This is a genomic window from Arthrobacter sp. H20, from assembly GCF_000520515.1.
Lineage (GTDB): Bacteria > Actinomycetota > Actinomycetes > Actinomycetales > Micrococcaceae > Arthrobacter_D.
The window spans coordinates 1-19118 of the sequence record NZ_KI914759.1; the positions used below are offsets into that span (position 1 = coordinate 1).

A 19118-nucleotide genomic window follows, 5' to 3' on the forward strand; every position below is an offset into this window, starting at 1 on the left:
GGAACCCAGACGGACCTTAGGGAACCCAGACGGACCTTAGGGAAGGGGCACGGGAGTGACACCGAGGGGTTCCAGCCTGGATGCTCCCCCGTCTTCGGCACTGAGGACCCAGATACCGCCGGGGTGCACCGCTACTGTGTGCTCCCATTGACAGGAGCGTTTGCCATCGGTGGTGACCACCGTCCAGTCGTCGTCGAGCAGGGTGGTCTCAAGATCGCCCAGCACCAGCATGGGCTCGATCGCCAGGCAGAGCCCTGATCGTATCTTGGGGCCGCGGTGCCCGCTCCTGTAGTTGAGGACGTCAGGGGGTTGATGCATCTGAGTCCCAATCCCATGTCCAACATAATCCTGCAGGATGCCAAGTGGCGAGCCTTCAAGGCCTGATACGTAATCATCGATCGCATTGCCGACGTCGCCGACATGGCGTCCGCCTGACAGTGCTGCGATGCCGTGCCACATGGCTGTTTCGGTGGCGTCAGAAAGTCGTTGGTCCTCAGGCCGCGCCTGTCCGACAATTACTGATCGGGCCGAGTCTGAGTGCCAGCCGTCCACTATCGCTCCGCCGTCGATGGAGAGGATATCCCCATCCTGTAGCACGTAATCACCTGGGATGCCGTGCACCACCTCGTGGTTGACCGAGGCGCAGATCGATGCGGGGAAACCGTGGTAACCCAGGAAGTTCGACGTCGCACCCGAGGCCTTCAGCACCCCTTCGAACACGGAGTTGAGCTCGAGGGTAGTGACTCCCACTCTGGCCGCCCCGACAGCCTCGTCCAGAGCCGCAGAGAGAATCAGCCCAGCCTTGCGCATCGTGCGGATTTGCTGGTCTTTCTTGTACTCGACCTTTGACTGGCTGAACATCCTCGACCTACCGTGAACCGTTCAGCGCGCTGACAACGCGCTCGGTGACCGTGTCGATGGCTCCGATACCGTCGACACGTTTGACTATCCCGCGCCCTTCGTACTGCGAGACGACGCCCTCGGTCTGCTCGTGGTAAAGGTCGAGCCGGTGGCGGATCACTGTGTCATTGTCATCGCTGCGGCCGTCGAGCTCAGCGCGACCGGTCAACCGGCGGACCAGCTCCTCGTCCGGAGCGGTCAACTGAAGGACAGCATCGAGTGGGAGTTTGTTTTCCGAAAGGATGTCATCGAGCTCAACGACCTGAGCCGCGGTGCGTGGGTACCCGTCGAGAAGGAACCCCTCGCGCACGTCATCCTCCTTGAGCCGATCCCGCACCATCGAATTCGTGACGCTATCCGGAACGAAGTCCCCGGCGTCCATGTACTTCTTGGCTTCCAGCCCCAGAGGGGTCTTGCGCTTCACGTTGTCCCGGAAGATGTCCCCGGTGGAGATTGCTACGACGCCCAGTCGCTCGGAGATCCGCGCGGCCTGCGTGCCTTTGCCGGATCCGGGAGGACCGATTATGAGCATGCGTGTCATCGCAACAACCCTTCGTAGTGACGCTGCTGAAGCTGAGCGTCGATCTGCTTCACCGTCTCGAGTCCAACGCCCACCATGATGAGAATTGAAACGCCGCCGAAGGGGAAGTTCTGGTTCGCGTTGATCAGCACGAGGGCAATCAACGGGATCAATGCAACCAGGCCGAGGTAGATGGCGCCCGGAAGGGTGATACGGGACAGCACGTACTGCAGGTATTCAGCAGTGGGGCGGCCAGCCCGGATACCCGGGATGAACCCGCCGTATTTCTTCATATTCTCAGAAACCTCGTCCGGGTTGAACGTGATCGCTACGTAGAAATAGGTGAAGAACACAATCATGGCGAAGTAGAGCGCCATGTAGAGCGGGTGATCACCGTTCGCAAGGTACGTGGTGATGAAGTTGACCCACTCCGGTGGCGGTGTCTGACCATCCGTTGGCGTGTTGAACTGAGCGATCAGGCTCGGCAGGTACAGCATGGAGGATGCGAAGATCACCGGAATGACGCCGGCCATGTTGACCTTGATCGGGATATAGGTGCTGCTGCCGCCGAGGGTGCGCCTACCCACCATCCGCTTGGCATACTGCACGGGGATTCGCCGCTGCGACTGCTCGACAAAGATGACGAGCGCCACGACTACCAGGCCGATGGCGATGACAGCCACAAACACGGTCCAGCCCTGGGTGCGGAGGATCTCGCCGAGTGAGGTGGGGAAGCCAGCCGCGATGGCGGTGAAAATGAGCAGCGACATACCGTTCCCGACGCCACGCTCGGTGATCAGCTCACCCATCCACATGATCAGTCCGGTACCCGCGGTAAGCGTGAGGATCAGCAGCAGGACGGTGATGATGCTGTCGTCCGGGATGATCGGAACCGGACAGTCGCCGAGCAACGCACCGGATCGTGCGAGGGAAACCAAAGTTGTTGCGTTAAGCAGTGCCAATGCAATGGTCAGGTAGCGAGTGTACTGCGTCAGCGTGGACTGCCCTTGGGCGCCTTCCTGATGCAGTTCCTGGAACCGCGGGATGACCACGCGAAGGAGCTGGGTGATGATGCTCGCGGTGATGTAGGGCATGATGCCCAGCGCGAAGATGGACACTTGCAGAAGCGCGCCACCACTGAAAAGGTTCACGAACTCGTAGAGTCCACCCTCAGTGTTGCCGAGCTGCAAACATTGCTGAACATTGCCGTAGTCAACACCTGGCGCGGGGATGAACGCACCCAGGCGGAAGATGGTGATGATTCCCAGCGTGAACAACAGCTTGCGCCGCAAGTCTGGCGTCCGGAAAGCCCGGCCAATAGCGCTAAGCAAGCGTCCTCCTGAAGGTCTTGGTGTCCATCGCGGACAGATACACAACAACCGAGTCTAACGGTTGAAACCCGGTGTCTCGGACCCGGGGTCGGCTAGGTAAGCCTACTAGGCCATAAAAAAACTCTTGGTGGACCGGAATGTTCCGGCCCACCAAGAGTCTAGTTGCTAGATCGGGTAGATCACAGCGGCTCTGCCTAGAGTCCGGTAACCGAACCGCCGGCTGCAGCGATCTTCTCTGCAGCGCTGGCCGAGTAGGCGTGGACTGTGACATCGACCTTGACGGTGATATCGCCGGTCCCCAGTACCTTCACAGGCTGGTTCTTGCGAACCGCGCCGTTGGCTACCAGGCTCTCGACCGATACCTCGCCACCGTTCGGGTAGAGTTCCGAGATCTTGTCCAGGTTGACTACCTGGAACTCGACCCGGAAAGGGTTCTTGAAGCCGCGCAGTTTAGGTAGGCGCATGTGCAGGGGAAGCTGTCCGCCTGCGAAGCCTGCCTTGACCTGGTAACGGGCCTTGGTTCCCTTCATGCCGCGTCCGGCGGTCTTACCCTTGGAGCCTTCGCCACGGCCCACACGGGTCTTGGCGGTCTTAGCTCCGGGGGCGGGACGCAGGTGGTGGACCTTGAGCGCGTGAACGCGCTCAGTGCCCGGTTCTGTGGCTGTCGCCACTTTTTTCTCTGCCATTAGTTGGCCTCCTCAACCTTCACGAGGTGCGGAACCGTGTTGACCATGCCAACGGTGACGGCGTCGGCGGTGCGGACAACTGTGTGTCCTATCCGCTTGAGGCCGAGAGACCGCAGCGTGTCGCGCTGGTTCTGCTTGCCGCCAATGGCGGACTTGATTTGGGTGATTTCAAGCTTCGCTGAGCTTACTAACACGCGCTTGGGAGTCGCCATTACGCACCTGCCTTTTGTTCCTGCATTGCGCGCAGCATCGACGAGGAAGCAACCTGGTCCAGGGGCAACCCACGACGGGCGGCTACTGCCTGAGGCTCTTCCAGTCGCTTCAGCGCGTCAACAGTTGCGTGAACAATGTTGATGGCGTTCGAAGAACCGAGTGATTTGGACAGCACGTCGTGAATACCGACGCATTCCAGCACAGCACGCACCGGACCACCGGCGATAACACCGGTACCTGGGGAGGCTGGGCGGAGCAGGACGACGCCTGCTGCCGCTTCACCCTGAACCAGGTGAGGAACCGTGCCACCGATGCGTGGGACCTTGAAGAAGGTCTTCTTGGCCTCTTCAACGCCCTTGGCGATAGCTGACGGAACTTCCTTGGCCTTGCCGTAACCGACGCCGACCATGCCGTTACCGTCACCGACGACAACCAGGGCGGTGAAGCTGAAGCGACGCCCACCCTTGACTACCTTCGATACGCGGTTGATGGCTACGACGCGCTCAACAAACTTCTCTTTGTCGTCGCCACGGCCACCATCGCGGCCACCACGGCCACCATCGCGACCGCCACGACCGCCGTCACGGCCACCGGCGCCGCTGTTGCGGCCACCGCGTTCTCCACGGGCACCGCCCTTGCGGTCGTCGGCTACTGCCGTTGCGGGTGCCTCTGTAGCCGGAGCTGCAGCAGCAGGCTGTTCAGTACCTGTACTCAATTCAGGTTCCTTTGCATTGGTTTCCTCGGTCACAGTGCCAACCCACCTTCGCGGGCGCCATCAGCGATGGCGGCGATGCGGCCGTGGTACTTGTTGCCGCCGCGGTCGAAGACAACTGCTTCGATTCCAGCGGCTTTGGCACGCTCTGCGACGAGGGTGCCCACGCGCTTGGCCTTGGCGGTCTTATCACCGTCGAATGCGCGAAGATCGGCTTCGAGGGTGGATGCCGAAGCAACAGTGACACCTAGTCCGTCGTCGACAACCTGAACGAACACGTGGCGTGCAGACCGGTTGACTACCAGACGCGGACGGACCGCGGTTCCGGTGATGCGCTTACGCACACGGAGATGGCGGCGACCGCGCTGTGCGGACTTGCTCTTGGAGCTTCGCTTCTTATTAATGCTGATAGCCATGATTATTTACCAGACTTTCCGACTTTACGGCGAACAACTTCGCCTGCGTAGCGCACGCCCTTGCCCTTGTAGGGGTCCGGCCTCCGCAACTTGCGGATGTTTGCGGCGACTTCGCCGACCTGCTGCTTGCTGATGCCGGAGACGGAAACCTTGGTAGGTCCCTCAACGGTCAATGTGATGCCCTCCGGCGCCTTGACGGCTACCGGGTGGCTGAAGCCCAGTGCGAACTCCAGATCGGAACCCTTTGCCTGCACGCGGTAACCGGTGCCGACAATCTCGAGGTTCTTCTTGTATCCGTCGGTGACACCGGTGATCATGTTGGAGATCAGCGTGCGTGTCAGGCCGTGGAGGGAACGCGACTCGCGCTCGTCGTTCGGCCTGGTGACGGACAGCGTGGTCTCGTCGAGTTCAACCAGGATCGGGCTGGGCACTGTGTGGCTCAGCTCGCCCTTGGCTCCCTTGACGGACACCAGGTTTCCGGTGATTTTTACCTCAACACCCGCGGGAACGGAGATGGGGAGACGTCCAATACGTGACATGTGTTTACTCCTTCTCTGTTCCGGCTACCAGACGTAGGCGAGGACTTCCCCACCCACACCCTTCTTGGATGCCTGACGGTCTGTCAGCAGTCCGGAGGACGTGGACAGGATTGCGATGCCAAGTCCGCCCAGCACGTGGGGCAGGTTGGTCGACTTCGCGTAGACGCGCAGCCCCGGCTTGGAGATGCGGCGGATGCCGGCGATTGAACGCTGGCGCTCAGGGCCGAACTTGAGGTCGATGGTCAGCTTCTTGCCAACCTCCGCTTCCTCTTCCTTCCAGCCCGCGATATAGCCTTCAGCCTTCAGGATGTCGGCGACGCGAGCTTTGAGCTTGCTATATGGCATGCTCACGGTGTCGTGGTATGCGGAGTTTGCATTGCGCAGACGTGTCAGCATGTCTGCCACAGGATCTGTCATTGTCATGTGGGCTCTTGCCCTTCCTCGTAACGGTTTCCGGGGCCCGGTCTAGGGTCGTGGACTTGCGTCCTACCCTGCCCGGTGCGGACCTGGAACGTAGTTAGATTAATCTTCGGATTTGAACGGGAAGCCGAGCGCTTTGAGCAGTGCACGGCCTTCGTCGTCGGTCTTTGCGGTGGTGACAACTGTGATGTCCATGCCACGTACGCGGTCGATCTTGTCCTGGTCGATCTCGTGGAACATTGACTGTTCGGTGAGTCCGAAGGTGTAGTTGCCGTTGCCGTCGAACTGGCGGCCGCTGAGGCCGCGAAAGTCACGGATACGGGGCAGCGCCAGCGATACCAGGCGGTCAACAAATTCCCACATACGGTCGCCACGAAGCGTTGCGTGGCAGCCGATGGGCATGCCTTCGCGCAGCTTGAACTGTGCGATCGACTTGCGTGCCTTGGTGACCTGGGGCTTCTGACCGGTGATCTGAGTCATGTCCCGGACGGCACCGTCAATGAGCTTGGAGTCCTTGGCGGCATCTCCAACACCCATGTTCACAACCACCTTCACAAGGCGTGGAACCTGGTTGACGTTGGTGTAACCGAATTCTTCCTGCAGTCCTGACTTGATTTCAGCGGCGTAGCGCGTCTTCAGGCGCGGGGAGATCTTTGTCTCTACGGCTTCGGTAGTCATTAGAGATCCTTCCCTGATGCCTTGGCGACGCGGATCCGGACCGTACGCTCTTTACCGTCTTTTTCGACGGTATCGATGCGGTAACCGACGCGGGTCGGCTTGTTGGTCTCGGGGTCAACCACTGCAACGTTGCTGATATGGATGGGGGCTTCAATGACCTCGATACCGCCGGTCTTGGAGCCGCGCTGCGACTGGCCAACCTTGGTGTGGCGGGTGACGCGGTTGATTCCCTCGACGAGGACCCGGTTGTTTTCCCGGAATATCCTAAGGACCTTGCCCTGCTTGCCGCGGTCTCCGCCACGTTCCTGCTTGGCTCCGCTGATGACCTGAACCAGGTCACCCTTCTTGATCTTGAACTTCACTGTCTTGTTCGCTCCCATGGGTTAGAGCACCTCCGGCGCTAGCGAGATGATCTTCATGAAGCGCTTGTCGCGGAGTTCGCGACCAACGGGACCGAAGATACGCGTACCGCGTGGGTCGCCGTCTGTCTTCAAGATCACCGCAGCGTTCTCGTCAAACTTGATGTAGGAACCATCCGCGCGGCGGCGTTCCTTCTTGGTGCGGACGATAACCGCCTTGACGACGTCGCCCTTCTTTACGTTGCCGCCGGGAATTGCATCCTTGACGGTGGCGACGATCACGTCACCGATGCCTGCGTAGCGGCGTCCAGATCCACCGAGAACGCGGATAGTCAAGATTTCCTTGGCACCCGTGTTGTCGGCGACCTTAAGCCGCGACTCCTGCTGAATCACTTATTACTCCTGTCGTCGCGCTGGTTCTCTCTACGAGCCTTGCGGAACGGATATGGGTTGACCCCGTAATACTGGTCCTCAGCCTGCGCGGGCGCGGAAACGCCAACGCAAAATGCTGAACAAGATTATCGGGCTTTTGTCTCAATCGCCGGTGTGAAAGCTCATACCTCTAACCCACCGGACAGACAAGATTTTCATCTTATCGCGAAAGCGCCCCGGACGCGAAATCGCTACTGCGATATCACGTCCGGGGCCCAGTCGTATACTGCTGGTTCCCTTGCGGGAGACTACTTGGCGCGCTCGATTACCTCGACCAGACGCCACCGCTTGGTAGCGGACACCGGGCGGGTCTCACTGATGAGAACGTGATCGCCGATGCCAGCGGTGTTCTCTTCGTCGTGGACCTTAACCTTGGTGCTCCGGCGAAGAACCTTGCCGTACAGCGCGTGCTTCACCCGGTCTTCAACCTGGACCGTGATGGTCTTCTCCATCTTGTCCGAGACTACGTAGCCACGACGGGTCTTACGGTAGCCGCGGGCACGATCATCCGACGTCGTTGCTTCACTGTTCTGTTCACTCACTTGGCGTCCTCCTTAGAAGCCTCGGTGCCTGCAGGTGTGCCTGCATCAGGCGTGCCCGCATCCGGGGCGTCTTTGGTGGAGGCCTTCTTGGACTTCTTGGCCTTTTCAGGCTTTGCTTCCTCAACGGGAGCAACAAAGTCAGGCCGAATGCCGAGCTCACGCTCACGCATCACCGTGTATAGGCGTGCGATATCGCGCTTCACTGAGCGCAGCCGCCCGTGATTTTCCAACTGACCTGTAGCGGACTGGAAGCGAAGGTTGAACAACTCTTCCTTGCCCTTGCGGAGCTCCTCGACCAAGCGATCACGATCGAAGCCATCCAGCTGCTCGGAAGTCAATTCCTTTGAACCTATAGCCATGTCTATTCACCACCCTCACGACGCACAATGCGTGCCTTCAACGGCAGCTTGTGGATTGCTAGGCGCAATGCTTCGCGGGCTACCTCTTCTGATACACCGGAGAGTTCGAAAAGAACCCGACCCGGCTTGACGTTGGATACCCACCATTCTGGTGAACCCTTACCGGAACCCATGCGGGTTTCGGCTGGCTTCTTGGTCAGTGGGCGGTCAGGATAAATGTTGATCCAGACCTTGCCGCCACGCTTGATGTGGCGGGTCATGGCAATACGTGCAGCTTCGATCTGACGGTTGGTGACGTAAGCCGGGCTCAGAGCCTGGATCCCCCACTCACCGAAGCTGACTTCAGTGCCACCGGTTGCAGCGCCGGAACGACCCGGGTGGTGCTGCTTACGGAACTTGACTCGACGTGGGATAAGCATTTAAGCCTGTCCTCCTTCCGCTGCTGCGGGAGCTGCAGCTTCAGCCGGTGCGGCAGTTGCCTGCGCCTCGGCGGGAGCGGAACCTGCCGGGTTACGACGACGACGGTCTGCACCGCGGTCACCGCCACGGTCGGCTCCGGCTGGGCCACGGCTCGGCCGGTCGCTTCCGCCGCCGCGTCCACGGGACGGTGCAGCTGCGGCCTGGGCCGCAAGCTCCTTGGCGGTGATGTCGCCCTTGTAGATCCAGACCTTCACGCCAATGCGGCCGAAGGTGGTCTTGGCTTCGAAGAAACCGTAGTCGATGTTCGCGCGGAGGGTGTGCAGGGGCACACGGCCTTCGCGGTAGAACTCCGAACGGCTCATTTCAGCACCACCCAGACGACCGGAGCACTGGACACGAATGCCCTTGGCTCCAGCGCGCTGCGCAGACTGCATGGCCTTCTTCATCGCACGGCGGAATGCCACGCGTGAGGAGAGCTGCTCAGCAACGCCCTGGGCAACAAGCTGAGCTTCCATCTCGGGGTTCTTGACCTCGAGAATGTTCAGCTGAACCTGCTTGCCGGTGAGCTTCTCCAGCTCGCCGCGAATACGGTCTGCCTCAGCGCCGCGGCGGCCGATAACAATACCGGGGCGTGCGGTGTGGATATCCACACGGACACGGTCACGGGTGCGCTCGATCTCTACCTTGGCGATGCCGGCGCGGTCCATGCCCGTCGCCATGAGCTGACGGATCTTGATGTCCTCGCGGACATAGTCCTTGTACCGCTGACCGGGCTTGTTGCTGTCGGCGAACCAGTGCGAACGGTGGTCCGTGGTGATACCGAGCCTGAACCCATGCGGGTTTACTTTCTGTCCCACTAGCGGACCTGCGCTTTCTCAGGGGTGGCTACTACAACTGTGATGTGGCTAGTCCGCTTCAAAATGCGGAATGCACGGCCCTGGGCGCGCGGCCGGAACCGCTTCATCGTGGGGCCCTCATCAACAAATGCCTCGCTGATGAACAGGTTATCTTCGTCGAATGCGACGCCGTCCCGGTCCGCGAGGACCCGGGCGTTGGCGACGGCCGACTGTACTACCTTGAATACCGGCTCTGAAGCTGCCTGTGGGGCGAACTTCAGTATTGCCAGAGCCTCATTCGTCTGCTTGCCACGAACCAGGTTGACGACGCGCCGGGCCTTCATAGGCGTGACACGCGAAAAACGCGCAACTGCCTTGGCTTCCATTGCTTTCCTTCTCTCGTCTTCTGCCGCTTCGAGCAGCGCCTAGCGGCGCTTGCCCTTGCGGTCGTCCTTTACATGGCCGCGGAAGGTCCGCGTCGCAGCGAATTCGCCGAGCTTGTGCCCGACCATTGACTCTGTGACAAACACCGGGATGTGCTTGCGCCCGTCGTGCACGGCGATCGTGTGCCCCAGCATGTCGGGGATGATCATTGAGCGGCGGGACCACGTCTTGATGACGTTTTTGGTGCCCAAGTCGTTTTCACGAGCTACCTTCACAAAAAGGTGCTGATCGACGAAGGGGCCTTTCTTCAGGCTGCGTGGCATGTCTCCAGGCTCCTATCGCTTGTTCTTGCCGGAACGACGGCGACGCACGATCAGTGAGTCGCTCTCTTTGTTTTTGCGGCGGGTACGGCCTTCGGCCTTACCGTTCGGGTTCACCGGGTGACGGCCACCAGAGGTTTTACCTTCACCACCACCGTGTGGGTGGTCAACCGGGTTCATGGCAACGCCACGAACGGTTGGGCGGACGCCCTTCCAGCGCATACGGCCGGCCTTGCCCCAGTTGATGTTGGACTGTTCTGCGTTTCCAACTTCACCGATGGTGGCCCGGCAGCGAACATCCACGTTGCGGATTTCACCGGAGGGGAGGCGGAGCTGCGCGAAGCGGCCCTCTTTGGCAACCAGCTGGACTGATGCACCGGCTGAACGGGCCATCTTGGCCCCGCCGCCTGGGCGCAGTTCCACGGCGTGGATCACGGTACCAACCGGGATGTTGCGCAGTGGCAGGTTATTGCCTGGCTTGATGTCAGCGCCCGCACCGGCTTCCACCATGTCGCCCTGCTTCAGGCGGTTAGGTGCAACGATGTAGCGCTTGGTGCCATCGACGTAGTGGAGCAACGCGATGCGTGCTGTGCGGTTGGGATCGTATTCGATCTCAGCAACACGGGCATCGACGCCGTCCTTGTCGTGACGACGGAAGTCAATCAGGCGGTACTGGCGCTTGTGGCCACCACCCTTGTGACGGGTAGTGATCTTACCGGTGTTGTTTCGACCACCCTTTTTGGGGAGCGGGCGCACCAGGGATTTCTCCGGCGTGGACCGAGTGATTTCTGCAAAGTCAGCAACGCTTGAGCCGCGACGGCCGGGCGTTGTTGGCTTGTATTTACGAATAGCCATGTGTCATTTCCTCGTTAAAGTGGTCTCCGCCCTAACCGAGCGGACCGCCGAAGATGTCGATCGTTCCTTCTTTGAGGGTCACGATGGCACGCTTGGTGCCCTTACGCTGACCCCAGCCGAAGCGGGTGCGCTTGCGCTTACCCGAACGATTGAGTGTGTTGATCGAATCGACCTTGACGGAGAAAATCTTCTCCACGGCCAACTTGATCTCTGTCTTGTTCGAGCGAGGATCAACCAGGAAGGTGTACTTACCTTCGTCGATCAGGCCATAGCTCTTTTCCGAAACGACCGGCGCAAGGACGACGTCGCGGGGATCTTTGGAGATGGTCGCGCTCACTTGGCGTCCTCCGTAGCTGTTGTGCTCTCGTCAGCATCTACGGTCGTGTCAGCTGAGCCGACAAACGTGTCGTAAGCGGCCTTCGTGAAGATCACGTCGTCAGAAACGAGCACGTCATAGGTGTTGAGCTGGTCAACATACAGGACGTGTACTTCCGGGACGTTTCGCACGGACAGAGCCGTGAGATCGTTGGCGCGCTCAATGACTACGAGCAGGTTTGGACGCTCCGAGATGCTGCGGAGCGCATCGATCGCACCCTTGGTGGACGGCTTGTCGCCGGACACCAGGGACTCGAGTACGTGGATACGGCCGTTGCGTGCCCGGTCAGACAGGGCACCGCGCAGGGCGGCAGCCTTCATCTTCTTGGGGGTGCGCTGGCTGTAGTCGCGTGGGGTGGGTCCGTGCACGACGCCGCCACCGGTCATGTGAGGTGCGCGGATCGAACCCTGACGGGCACGACCTGTTCCCTTCTGCTTGAACGGCTTGCGGCCTGCGCCGGATACCTCTGCGCGAGTCTTCGTCTTGTGCGTACCCTGACGGGCAGCGGCGAGCTGAGCCACGACGACCTGGTGCAGCAAGGGCACGTTGGTCTGCGTGCCGAAGATCTCTGCGGGGAGATCGACCTTTACAGTGTTGACAGCCATCTGGCTATGCTCCCTTCACGGCGGTGCGTACGAGGACGACCTGGCCGCGGGCGCCTGGGACGGCACCCTTTATCAGCAGCAGCGACTTCTCGGCATCCACGCCGTGAACCGTGAGATTCAGGGTGGTCTGACGAACGGCACCCATACGGCCTGCCATTTTCATACCCTTGAAGACGCGGCTTGGGGTGGACGCGCCACCGATCGAGCCGGGCTTGCGGTGGTTCTTGTGGGCACCGTGGGATGCGCCGACGCCGTGGAAGCCGTGACGCTTCATCACACCGGCGAAGCCCTTACCCTTGGTGGTGCCGATGACGTCGACCCGCTGGCCGGCTTCGAAGATCTCGACAGAGAGCTCCTGACCCAGCGTGTAGGTGTCAGCATCGGAGGTACGCAGCTCTACTACGTGGCGGCGCGGCGTAACGCCGGCCTTCTCGAAGTGACCGGCCAGCGGCTTGGTCACTTTGCGGGGGTCGATCTGGCCAAAGCCGATCTGGACAGCCGTGTAGCCGTCCTGGTCCGCCGAGCGGAGCTGGGTAATGACGTTGGAGTCAGCCTGGACGACAGTAACCGGCACCAGCAGGTTGTTTTCGTCCCAGACCTGGGTCATTCCGAGCTTGGTGCCCAGAAGACCCTTTACCTGACGCGTAAGTGAAGTAGACATTATGATCCGCTCTCCCTTACAGCTTGATTTCGATGTTCACGTCCGCAGGCAGGTCGAGACGCATCAGCGAATCAACGGCCTTGGGCGTGGGGTCAATGATGTCGATCAGACGCTTGTGAGTACGCATTTCAAAGTGCTCGCGGCTGTCCTTGTACTTGTGCGGTGAGCGGATAACGCAGTACACGTTCTTCTCCGTCGGCAGCGGCACTGGGCCAACAACCGTAGCGCCTGCGCGCGTCACCGTCTCAACGATCTTCCGTGCTGATACGTCGATGACCTCGTGGTCATACGACTTCAGCCGGATGCGGATTTTTTGTCCCGCCATGGCGTCTCGACTCTCTCTCTCAAGAATTCTTGAATAACTGTCAGTTCCTGCACGTGCTGCGCCCGTTGCATTGGCGCTCCTCCCACAGGCTGAATCCGGAGTTCTCCGGGTTCCTCACCCTGTTGAGGGACCGACCCCCGCGCTCGGGCGTGTCGCGGATTTCCTGCAAACTCATCCTGCGGTTTGCATCCACGTTTCCAGCCGAGCTGAATCGGGGTGGTTATATTTGGGCTAACCGCCCGGCGAACACCGACCCTGCACCAGGCATTATCCTGATCGGGACGATATCTCAAACCGCGCGCACAAGCGCTTGAACAACTTGTCCAGTTTGCCAGATATCAGGCCATAAGGCCAATTCGGGCAGCGACACGCCTCGAGATCCGGCGAACGCTCCCAGATCCGGCCAGCGCCCCACATATTTCTGGCGCGCTCACTGGTTTCAGCAGCAGTTGCCGGATCCTACGGCGCTCAGTGGAGCGGTCTGCCAGCAGTGAGACCCTTGGACACCAGCAGCGAGAGCAGTCGCTGCGGTTTGTTGATGTCCTCCCAAAGCCATCGCACCACAGTGAAGCCAAGCGCCCGCAGCCTGTCCTCGCGGATCTTCTCATCGATCACCACCTGGCTGGCGCTACGACCACCCATGTACTCGGGCTTCTGGTACTTCACCAGGCCGTCGAGTTCGCCAATCAGCCCCCGGTCTCGCCAATAGAAGTCAGTGCGGGCGATGAAGCCCTGAGCATCGCTGAACGACTCCTGAAGCTCCGGCGGGCGGATCCCGAAAAGCGCCATGTACGCTCGGCTGGCTGATTCACCGGGAGACCCCGATGCCGGATCGCTGAAGTCCAGCACACTGTTCATCCTCCTCCTCGCCGCCGCCGCTTGAAGGCCTTGTGCGACGATCCGCATCTGGACTTGGTCAGTCCTGGCCCGCCGCAGAGAATCGTCAAGGGCGACGACGGCGCTGGCGAAGCTGGACTCACTGGCCAAAGCCAGCAGTGTGTAGTCCAGCGACGTGATGCGCAGTCCATCCAACCGCACCTTGACTGGCGTATAGTCGCTGGAGAAGTGGCGGCGGATGTCTTTCCTGGACCTGCTCGATCGCCCATTCTCCTGCTGGGTGTGCACAACCAGCGGAACACCGAGAATCGGAACTGAATGAATGAGGGCGGCGCTCTCATGCGAGAACAGCGGCGGCCGCCGGGCGCTGAGGTTCACCGCGAGGACTCGGACCCGATATCTGTCCCATCGGTCCAGTTCCTTCCACACCGCATCCCCAATGTAAATGCCGTGCCGCACCCGAACCAGAGTGCCCGTCCTGCATTGACGCTGCAGTTGGGTGGCGTCCACCCTCTGAATAGCCAGCTCCGCCGATGTTCTCAGTTGGTTGCGCAGGTCTAGAATTCTACTCATGGCTCGAGTCTGCCGTGCTGGTGACCGGCCTGGGGTCGAGGTAGTCGTTTTGTGGACAGTGTTCACTCGAACGAACGCCGGCGCAACGTCAGCGCCCTCAGAACCGTCAAGCGCCGCAGCCATTTCAGGGGCGCCAGCCGGATTCAGGGGCGTGAGCCGGTTTCGGGCGCGCTAGCCAGCAGGTGAAGCCCCAGGACACAAAGAAGGGCCCCACTGCAGTTGCAGCAGGGCCCTTCCCAGTGAACTCGTGAAGAGTTACTTGATGATCTTGGTAACGCGTCCTGAGCCTACGGTGCGTCCACCCTCGCGGATAGCGAAGCCGAGGCCTTCTTCCATAGCGATTGGCTGGATGAGCGCGACGGTCATCTCAGTGTTATCGCCAGGCATAACCATTTCAGTTCCCTCTGGGAGAGTAATGACACCGGTCACGTCAGTTGTCCGGAAGTAGAACTGCGGGCGGTAGTTGGAGTAGAACGGGTTGTGACGCCCGCCCTCATCCTTTGCGAGGATGTAGACGTTGGCCTCGAAGTCGGTGTGCGGGGTGATTGAACCCGGCTTGACGATAACCTGTCCACGCTCAACATCTTCGCGCTTGATTCCGCGGAGCAGGAGACCACAGTTCTCGCCTGCCCATGCTTCGTCGAGCTGCTTGTGGAACATCTCGATACCGGTCACCGTGGTCTTCTGGATCGGACGGATACCGACAATTTCGATTTCCGAGTTGATCTTCAGGGTTCCACGCTCGGCGCGGCCGGTTACAACCGTGCCACGGCCGGTGATGGTGAAGACGTCTTCAACTGGCATCAGGAACGGCTTGTCCTTGTCGCGGACTGGGTCCGGGACGCTGTTGTCGACTGCATCCATCAGGTCCTCGACGGACTTGACCCACTCGGCGTCGCCTTCAAGTGCCTTCAGGCCGGAGACGCGTACAACTGGTGCCTCGTCGCCATCGAAGCCCTGCGCGCTGAGGAGCTCGCGGACCTCCATCTCGACGAGGTCAAGCAGCTCTTCGTCGTCGACCATATCGGACTTGTTCAGCGCTACCAGCAGGTAGGGAACACCAACCTGGCGGGCAAGCAGAACGTGCTCACGGGTCTGAGCCATCGGGCCGTCGGTCGCAGCAACCACGAGGATTGCTCCGTCCATCTGAGCCGCACCGGTGATCATGTTCTTGATGTAGTCAGCGTGGCCGGGAGCGTCTACGTGTGCGTAGTGGCGCTTCTCGGTCTGGTACTCAACATGCGAGATGTTGATGGTGATGCCGCGCTGCTTCTCCTCGGGGGCCGAGTCGATGGACGCGAAGTCGCGTGCCTCGTTGAGATTGGGGTACTTGTCGTACAGCACCTTGGAAATGGCAGCCGTCAACGTCGTCTTTCCATGGTCAACGTGACCGATGGTTCCGATGTTAACGTGCGGCTTAGTCCGCTCGAACTTTGCCTTCGCCACGGGTTCCTCCTAGAACGTTTTGAGAAGATCTGCTTCCCAGCCGCGCTGTTCGCGGCTGAAACTGTTGCAAGTCTACTGGGGGCTTTTACTTTGATGAAATTACTGCATGCCGCGGGAGCCGGATCGCTCCGTTGATTGGTCTGCGGAAGTTATTCGCCGCGGGTCTTTTGGATGATCTCGTCGGCTACTGCCTTGGGAACTTCCGAGTAACTGTCGAACTTCATCGAGTACACCGCACGACCCTGGGTCTTCGACCGCAGGTCACCGATGTATCCGAACATACCCGACAGAGGCACCATTGCGGTGATGACCTTCACGCCGCTGGCGTCCTCCATGGACTGCATCTGGCCGCGACGGGAGTTGAGGTCACCAATTACTTCACCCATGTATTCCTCAGGGGTGCGGACTTCAACTTCCATCAACGGTTCGAGCAGCACTGGATTGGCCATCCGTGCGGCTTCCTTGAACGCCATCCGGCCGGCAATCTTGAACGCCATTTCGGATGAGTCAACATCGTGGTAGGCGCCGTCAAGCAGCACAGCCTTGATGCCAACTACCGGGTAACCGGCAAGGACTCCGTCGTTGAGGGCATCCTGGATGCCCGCATCGACGCTCGGGATGTATTCGCGAGGGATACGCCCACCGGTGACTTTGTTGTCGAAGGCATACAGAACGCCGTCTTCAACTTCCATCGGCTCGATGGCGATCTGAATCTTCGCGAACTGACCCGATCCACCCGTCTGCTTCTTGTGGGTGTAGTCATGCTTGGCAACTGCGCGCTTGATCGTCTCGCGGTAAGCAACCTGGGGCTTGCCCACGTTGGCTTCCACACGGAACTCGCGACGCATCCGGTCCACCAGGATGTCCAGGTGGAGCTCACCCATGCCGGCGATGATGGTCTGACCGGTGTCAACGTTGAGGGAGACCTGGAAGGTCGGGTCCTCAGCGGAGAGCTTCTGGATGGCCGTTGACAGCTTCTCCTGGTCACCCTTGGTCTTCGGTTCAATCGCCACCGAGATCACTGGGTCGGGGAAGCTCATTGACTCGAGCACAATCTGGTTAGCACTGTCGGACAGGGTGTCACCCGTAGTGGTGTCCTTCAATCCGATTGCCGCATAGATGTGGCCTGCGCGGGCTTCTTCAACTGGGATTTCCTTGTTGGCGTGCATCTGGAACAGCTTCCCGATGCGCTCCTTCTTGTTCTTCGTCGAGTTAGTCACCTGGGTACCCGCGGTGATGTGACCCGAGTAAACCCGGATGAACGTCAGCTGTCCGAAGAACGGGTGGGTAGCTACCTTGAACGCCAGAGCCGAGAACGGCTCTTCTGTGCTCGGCTTGCGGGTCAATTCAACTTCCTCGTCCCGGGGATCGTGTCCGATCATCGGGGGAACGTCGAGCGGATTCGGCAGGTAGGCGATAACTGCGTCAAGCATCGGCTGTACACCGCGGTTCTTGAATGCCGAGCCGCAGAGGACCGGGTAGATCTCCGAAGCAATTGTCAGCTTCCGGATTCCGGCCTTGACCTCATCGACTGAGGGCACTTCACCGGCGAGGTACTTCTCCATGAGCTCATCGTCGGCTTCGGCAACGGCTTCGAGCAGGCGCGCCCGGTAGTCGTTTGCCTTGTCCACGAGGTCAGCCGGGATCTCTTCGATCTCGTACTTCGCTCCCATGGTGACGTCACCCTTGGAATCGCCGCGCCAGGTCAGCGCACGCATCTCGACCAGGTCGACGACGCCTTCGAAGTCGTTCTCTGCACCAATGGGCAGCTGGATAACCAGCGGCTTGGCGCCGAGACGGCTAATGATGGTGTCGACAGTGAAGTAGAAGTCAGCGCCCAGCTTGTCCATCTTGTTGACGAAACAGATACGGGGCACTTCATACTTGTCGGCCTGGCGCCAGACGGTCTCGGACTGCGGCTCTACGCCTTCCTTGCCGTCGAACACCGCAACTGCACCGTCGAGGACGCGCAGTGAGCGCTCAACCTCAACGGTGAAGTCGACGTGGCCCGGGGTGTCGATGATGTTGATCTGGTTGTCATTCCAGAAGCAGGTCACGGCGGCACTCGTGATCGTGATGCCGCGTTCTTTTTCCTGCTCCATCCAGTCGGTCGTTGAGGCGCCGTCGTGCGTCTCACCGATCTTGTGGTTTACACCCGTGTAGAACAGGATGCGCTCGGTAGTAGTGGTCTTGCCGGCATCGATGTGGGCCATGATGCCGATATTGCGGACCTTGTTTAGGTCGGTAAGCACGTCCTGTGCCACGGTGTCTCCCTTATTCTTGGGTTCGTAGAAGTCGGAGTCTGGTTACCAGCGGTAGTGTGCGAAGGCCTTGTTCGACTCGGCCATCTTGTGCGTGTCCTCGCGGCGCTTCACAGCTGCACCGAGACCGTTGGACGCATCCAGGATCTCGTTCATGAGACGCTCGGTCATCGTCTTCTCGCGGCGACCCTTCGAGTAGCCAACGAGCCACCGCAGGGCGAGGGCCATGGAGCGGCCGGGCTTGACCTCGACGGGAACCTGGTAGGTTGCGCCGCCAACTCGGCGGGAGCGAACCTCCAGAGAGGGCTTGACGTTGTCCATAGCCTTCTTGAGTGCTGCGACAGGATCGCCGCCACTCTTGGCGCGGGCACCCTCAAGTGCGCCGTACACAATTCGTTCTGCAGTGGACTTCTTGCCGTCAACGAGTACCTTGTTGATCAGTTGAGTGACCAGTGGGGAACCGTAAACGGGATCTACAACTAGCGGCCGTTTAGGGGCCGGGCCCTTACGTGGCATTACTTCTTCTCCATCTTCGCGCCGTAGAGGCTGCGAGCCTGCTTGCGGTTCTTGACACCCTGGGTATCAAGCGCACCACGGACGATCTTGTAGCGGACACCGGGCAAATCCTTCACACGACCGCCGCGCACCAGCACGATGGAGTGTTCCTGAAGGTTGTGACCGACACCTGGGATGTAAGCGGTAACTTCGATGCCACCGTTGAGGCGCACGCGGGCAACCTTCCGGAGCGCCGAGTTCGGCTTCTTGGGGGTGGTGGTGTAAACGCGGGTGCAAACGCCGCGCTTCATGGGACTGCCCTTCAGTGCGGGCGCCTTGGTCTTGACGACCTTAGGTGTCCGGCCCTTACGGACCAGCTGGTTGATAGTAGGCACTTCTGCGTTCTCCGTAATGTCTAGAGATATTGGCTGTCGTTTGCTCCAAACCTACACATGTAAGCCGTCGCGACTTGACCGTAGGCGTGCGAAAATGTGGCATTCGTTGTACAAGTTCCCTACAACGCGGAGATACGCCCGTCAGGACGCCGATCCTCTGCCACACAAACAATTACCGCTACTCTACCAGAGATCGGCTGGCAGCCGGACCTGCGCCACTTG

General features: G+C 60.1%; 28 protein-coding genes. All 28 read right to left on the reverse strand.

The window, feature by feature from the left end; all coding sequences use genetic code 11:
- Positions 1–36: 36 nt before the first annotated feature.
- Positions 37–861 (reverse strand): type I methionyl aminopeptidase, encoded by an 825-nt coding sequence (gene map, locus Y703_RS0116015; protein WP_026553518.1) that lies wholly within the window; start codon positions 859–861, stop codon positions 37–39.
- A 7-nt stretch (positions 862–868) separates the two neighbouring features.
- Positions 869–1441, reverse strand: a complete 573-nt coding sequence (locus tag Y703_RS0116020; RefSeq protein ID WP_026553519.1) for an adenylate kinase — start codon at positions 1439–1441, stop codon at positions 869–871.
- A complete protein-coding gene (secY, locus tag Y703_RS0116025) occupies positions 1438–2751 on the reverse strand; it encodes a preprotein translocase subunit SecY (RefSeq protein WP_026553520.1) in 1314 nt (437 codons plus the stop codon). Before secY ends, Y703_RS0116020 begins: the two co-directional genes overlap by 4 nt.
- A gap of 194 nt (positions 2752–2945) precedes the next feature.
- Positions 2946–3437 carry a 50S ribosomal protein L15 gene (rplO, locus tag Y703_RS0116030; protein WP_035765654.1) on the reverse strand — a complete coding sequence of 164 codons (492 nt, stop codon included), beginning with the start codon at positions 3435–3437 and terminating at the stop codon, positions 2946–2948.
- Complete coding sequence (rpmD, locus tag Y703_RS0116035; protein ID WP_026553522.1) at positions 3437–3649, reverse strand: 50S ribosomal protein L30; 213 nt, start codon at positions 3647–3649, stop codon at positions 3437–3439. Before rpmD ends, rplO begins: the two co-directional genes overlap by 1 nt.
- Complete coding sequence (gene rpsE, locus Y703_RS0116040; protein WP_155849572.1) at positions 3649–4365, reverse strand: 30S ribosomal protein S5; 717 nt, start codon at positions 4363–4365, stop codon at positions 3649–3651. The genes rpmD and rpsE overlap by 1 nt, the downstream gene beginning before the upstream one ends.
- A 29-nt stretch (positions 4366–4394) precedes the next feature.
- The gene (rplR, locus tag Y703_RS0116045) at positions 4395–4778 is read right to left on the reverse strand and encodes a 50S ribosomal protein L18 (protein ID WP_026553524.1); all 384 of its coding nucleotides are present in this window, start codon (positions 4776–4778) and stop codon (positions 4395–4397) included.
- 2 nt (positions 4779–4780) lie between these two features.
- A complete protein-coding gene (rplF, locus tag Y703_RS0116050) occupies positions 4781–5317 on the reverse strand; it encodes a 50S ribosomal protein L6 (protein WP_026553525.1) in 537 nt (178 codons plus the stop codon).
- 24 nt (positions 5318–5341) lie between these two features.
- On the reverse strand, positions 5342–5740 hold the full coding sequence (gene rpsH / locus Y703_RS0116055; protein ID WP_019481506.1) for a 30S ribosomal protein S8: 399 nt from the start codon (positions 5738–5740) through the stop codon (positions 5342–5344).
- Between the two features lie 99 nt (positions 5741–5839).
- Positions 5840–6415, reverse strand: a complete 576-nt coding sequence (gene rplE / locus Y703_RS0116060) for a 50S ribosomal protein L5 (protein ID WP_019481505.1) — start codon at positions 6413–6415, stop codon at positions 5840–5842.
- A complete protein-coding gene (rplX, locus tag Y703_RS0116065; RefSeq protein ID WP_026553526.1) occupies positions 6415–6795 on the reverse strand; it encodes a 50S ribosomal protein L24 in 381 nt (126 codons plus the stop codon). Before rplX ends, rplE begins: the two co-directional genes overlap by 1 nt.
- Before the next feature lie 3 nt (positions 6796–6798).
- Positions 6799–7167: a 50S ribosomal protein L14 gene (gene rplN / locus Y703_RS0116070; RefSeq protein WP_019481503.1), complete on the reverse strand. Its 369-nt coding sequence runs from the start codon at positions 7165–7167 to the stop codon at positions 6799–6801.
- A gap of 287 nt (positions 7168–7454) precedes the next feature.
- Positions 7455–7748, reverse strand: a complete 294-nt coding sequence (gene rpsQ, locus Y703_RS0116075) for a 30S ribosomal protein S17 (RefSeq protein WP_026553527.1) — start codon at positions 7746–7748, stop codon at positions 7455–7457.
- Positions 7745–8107, reverse strand: a complete 363-nt coding sequence (gene rpmC, locus Y703_RS0116080) for a 50S ribosomal protein L29 (RefSeq protein ID WP_026553528.1) — start codon at positions 8105–8107, stop codon at positions 7745–7747. The genes rpsQ and rpmC overlap by 4 nt, the downstream gene beginning before the upstream one ends.
- Before the next feature lie 2 nt (positions 8108–8109).
- Positions 8110–8526: a 50S ribosomal protein L16 gene (gene rplP, locus Y703_RS0116085; protein WP_019481500.1), complete on the reverse strand. Its 417-nt coding sequence runs from the start codon at positions 8524–8526 to the stop codon at positions 8110–8112.
- A complete protein-coding gene (gene rpsC / locus Y703_RS0116090; RefSeq protein ID WP_026553529.1) occupies positions 8527–9384 on the reverse strand; it encodes a 30S ribosomal protein S3 in 858 nt (285 codons plus the stop codon).
- Entirely contained in the window at positions 9384–9749 is a 366-nt protein-coding gene (gene rplV / locus Y703_RS0116095; RefSeq protein ID WP_026553530.1) for a 50S ribosomal protein L22, read from the reverse strand. Before rplV ends, rpsC begins: the two co-directional genes overlap by 1 nt.
- A 39-nt stretch (positions 9750–9788) precedes the next feature.
- Complete coding sequence (gene rpsS, locus Y703_RS0116100; RefSeq protein ID WP_026553531.1) at positions 9789–10070, reverse strand: 30S ribosomal protein S19; 282 nt, start codon at positions 10068–10070, stop codon at positions 9789–9791.
- Between the two features lie 12 nt (positions 10071–10082).
- Positions 10083–10922, reverse strand: a complete 840-nt coding sequence (gene rplB, locus Y703_RS0116105) for a 50S ribosomal protein L2 (protein ID WP_026553532.1) — start codon at positions 10920–10922, stop codon at positions 10083–10085.
- A 31-nt stretch (positions 10923–10953) separates the two neighbouring features.
- Positions 10954–11259 carry a 50S ribosomal protein L23 gene (gene rplW / locus Y703_RS0116110; protein WP_019481495.1) on the reverse strand — a complete coding sequence of 102 codons (306 nt, stop codon included), beginning with the start codon at positions 11257–11259 and terminating at the stop codon, positions 10954–10956.
- Complete coding sequence (gene rplD / locus Y703_RS0116115; RefSeq protein WP_026553533.1) at positions 11256–11903, reverse strand: 50S ribosomal protein L4; 648 nt, start codon at positions 11901–11903, stop codon at positions 11256–11258. The genes rplW and rplD overlap by 4 nt, the downstream gene beginning before the upstream one ends.
- 4 nt (positions 11904–11907) lie before the next feature.
- Positions 11908–12564 carry a 50S ribosomal protein L3 gene (rplC, locus tag Y703_RS0116120; RefSeq protein ID WP_026553534.1) on the reverse strand — a complete coding sequence of 219 codons (657 nt, stop codon included), beginning with the start codon at positions 12562–12564 and terminating at the stop codon, positions 11908–11910.
- A gap of 16 nt (positions 12565–12580) precedes the next feature.
- Positions 12581–12889, reverse strand: coding sequence for a 30S ribosomal protein S10 (gene rpsJ, locus Y703_RS0116125; protein WP_003803825.1), 309 nt, complete (start codon positions 12887–12889; stop codon positions 12581–12583).
- A gap of 468 nt (positions 12890–13357) precedes the next feature.
- Positions 13358–14299, reverse strand: a complete 942-nt coding sequence (locus tag Y703_RS20440) for a PDDEXK family nuclease (RefSeq protein ID WP_155849573.1) — start codon at positions 14297–14299, stop codon at positions 13358–13360.
- Positions 14300–14554: 255 nt separating this feature from the next.
- Positions 14555–15745, reverse strand: a complete 1191-nt coding sequence (gene tuf / locus Y703_RS0116135) for an elongation factor Tu (RefSeq protein WP_026553535.1) — start codon at positions 15743–15745, stop codon at positions 14555–14557.
- A gap of 149 nt (positions 15746–15894) precedes the next feature.
- Positions 15895–18009 (reverse strand): elongation factor G, encoded by a 2115-nt coding sequence (fusA, locus tag Y703_RS0116140; protein ID WP_026553536.1) that lies wholly within the window; start codon positions 18007–18009, stop codon positions 15895–15897.
- A gap of 42 nt (positions 18010–18051) precedes the next feature.
- Positions 18052–18522, reverse strand: a complete 471-nt coding sequence (gene rpsG / locus Y703_RS0116145) for a 30S ribosomal protein S7 (RefSeq protein ID WP_026553537.1) — start codon at positions 18520–18522, stop codon at positions 18052–18054.
- Positions 18522–18896 carry a 30S ribosomal protein S12 gene (rpsL, locus tag Y703_RS0116150; RefSeq protein WP_026553538.1) on the reverse strand — a complete coding sequence of 125 codons (375 nt, stop codon included), beginning with the start codon at positions 18894–18896 and terminating at the stop codon, positions 18522–18524. Before rpsL ends, rpsG begins: the two co-directional genes overlap by 1 nt.
- Positions 18897–19118: the final 222 nt, after the last annotated feature.

Coding starts and splice junctions, on each gene's coding strand:
- rpsS (WP_026553531.1), bottom strand. CDS start 10,070: ATGCCACGCAGCCTGAAGAAAGGCCCCTTCGTCGATCAGCACCTTTTT.
- rplF (WP_026553525.1), bottom strand. CDS start 5,317: ATGTCACGTATTGGACGTCTCCCCATCTCCGTTCCCGCGGGTGTTGAG.
- rpsG (WP_026553537.1), bottom strand. CDS start 18,522: ATGCCACGTAAGGGCCCGGCCCCTAAACGGCCGCTAGTTGTAGATCCC.
- rplV (WP_026553530.1), bottom strand. CDS start 9,749: ATGGAAGCCAAGGCAGTTGCGCGTTTTTCGCGTGTCACGCCTATGAAG.
- rplX (WP_026553526.1), bottom strand. CDS start 6,795: ATGGGAGCGAACAAGACAGTGAAGTTCAAGATCAAGAAGGGTGACCTG.
- rplR (WP_026553524.1), bottom strand. CDS start 4,778: ATGGCTATCAGCATTAATAAGAAGCGAAGCTCCAAGAGCAAGTCCGCA.
- rplB (WP_026553532.1), bottom strand. CDS start 10,922: ATGGCTATTCGTAAATACAAGCCAACAACGCCCGGCCGTCGCGGCTCA.
- rpmD (WP_026553522.1), bottom strand. CDS start 3,649: ATGGCGACTCCCAAGCGCGTGTTAGTAAGCTCAGCGAAGCTTGAAATC.
- rplC (WP_026553534.1), bottom strand. CDS start 12,564: ATGTCTACTTCACTTACGCGTCAGGTAAAGGGTCTTCTGGGCACCAAG.
- rpsJ (WP_003803825.1), bottom strand. CDS start 12,889: ATGGCGGGACAAAAAATCCGCATCCGGCTGAAGTCGTATGACCACGAG.
- map (WP_026553518.1), bottom strand. CDS start 861: ATGTTCAGCCAGTCAAAGGTCGAGTACAAGAAAGACCAGCAAATCCGC.
- Y703_RS0116020 (WP_026553519.1), bottom strand. CDS start 1,441: ATGACACGCATGCTCATAATCGGTCCTCCCGGATCCGGCAAAGGCACG.
- rpsH (WP_019481506.1), bottom strand. CDS start 5,740: ATGACAATGACAGATCCTGTGGCAGACATGCTGACACGTCTGCGCAAT.
- rplP (WP_019481500.1), bottom strand. CDS start 8,526: ATGCTTATCCCACGTCGAGTCAAGTTCCGTAAGCAGCACCACCCGGGT.
- rplO (WP_035765654.1), bottom strand. CDS start 3,437: ATGGCAGAGAAAAAAGTGGCGACAGCCACAGAACCGGGCACTGAGCGC.
- rplE (WP_019481505.1), bottom strand. CDS start 6,415: ATGACTACCGAAGCCGTAGAGACAAAGATCTCCCCGCGCCTGAAGACG.
- Y703_RS20440 (WP_155849573.1), bottom strand. CDS start 14,299: ATGAGTAGAATTCTAGACCTGCGCAACCAACTGAGAACATCGGCGGAG.
- rplD (WP_026553533.1), bottom strand. CDS start 11,903: ATGGCTGTCAACACTGTAAAGGTCGATCTCCCCGCAGAGATCTTCGGC.
- rpmC (WP_026553528.1), bottom strand. CDS start 8,107: ATGGCTATAGGTTCAAAGGAATTGACTTCCGAGCAGCTGGATGGCTTC.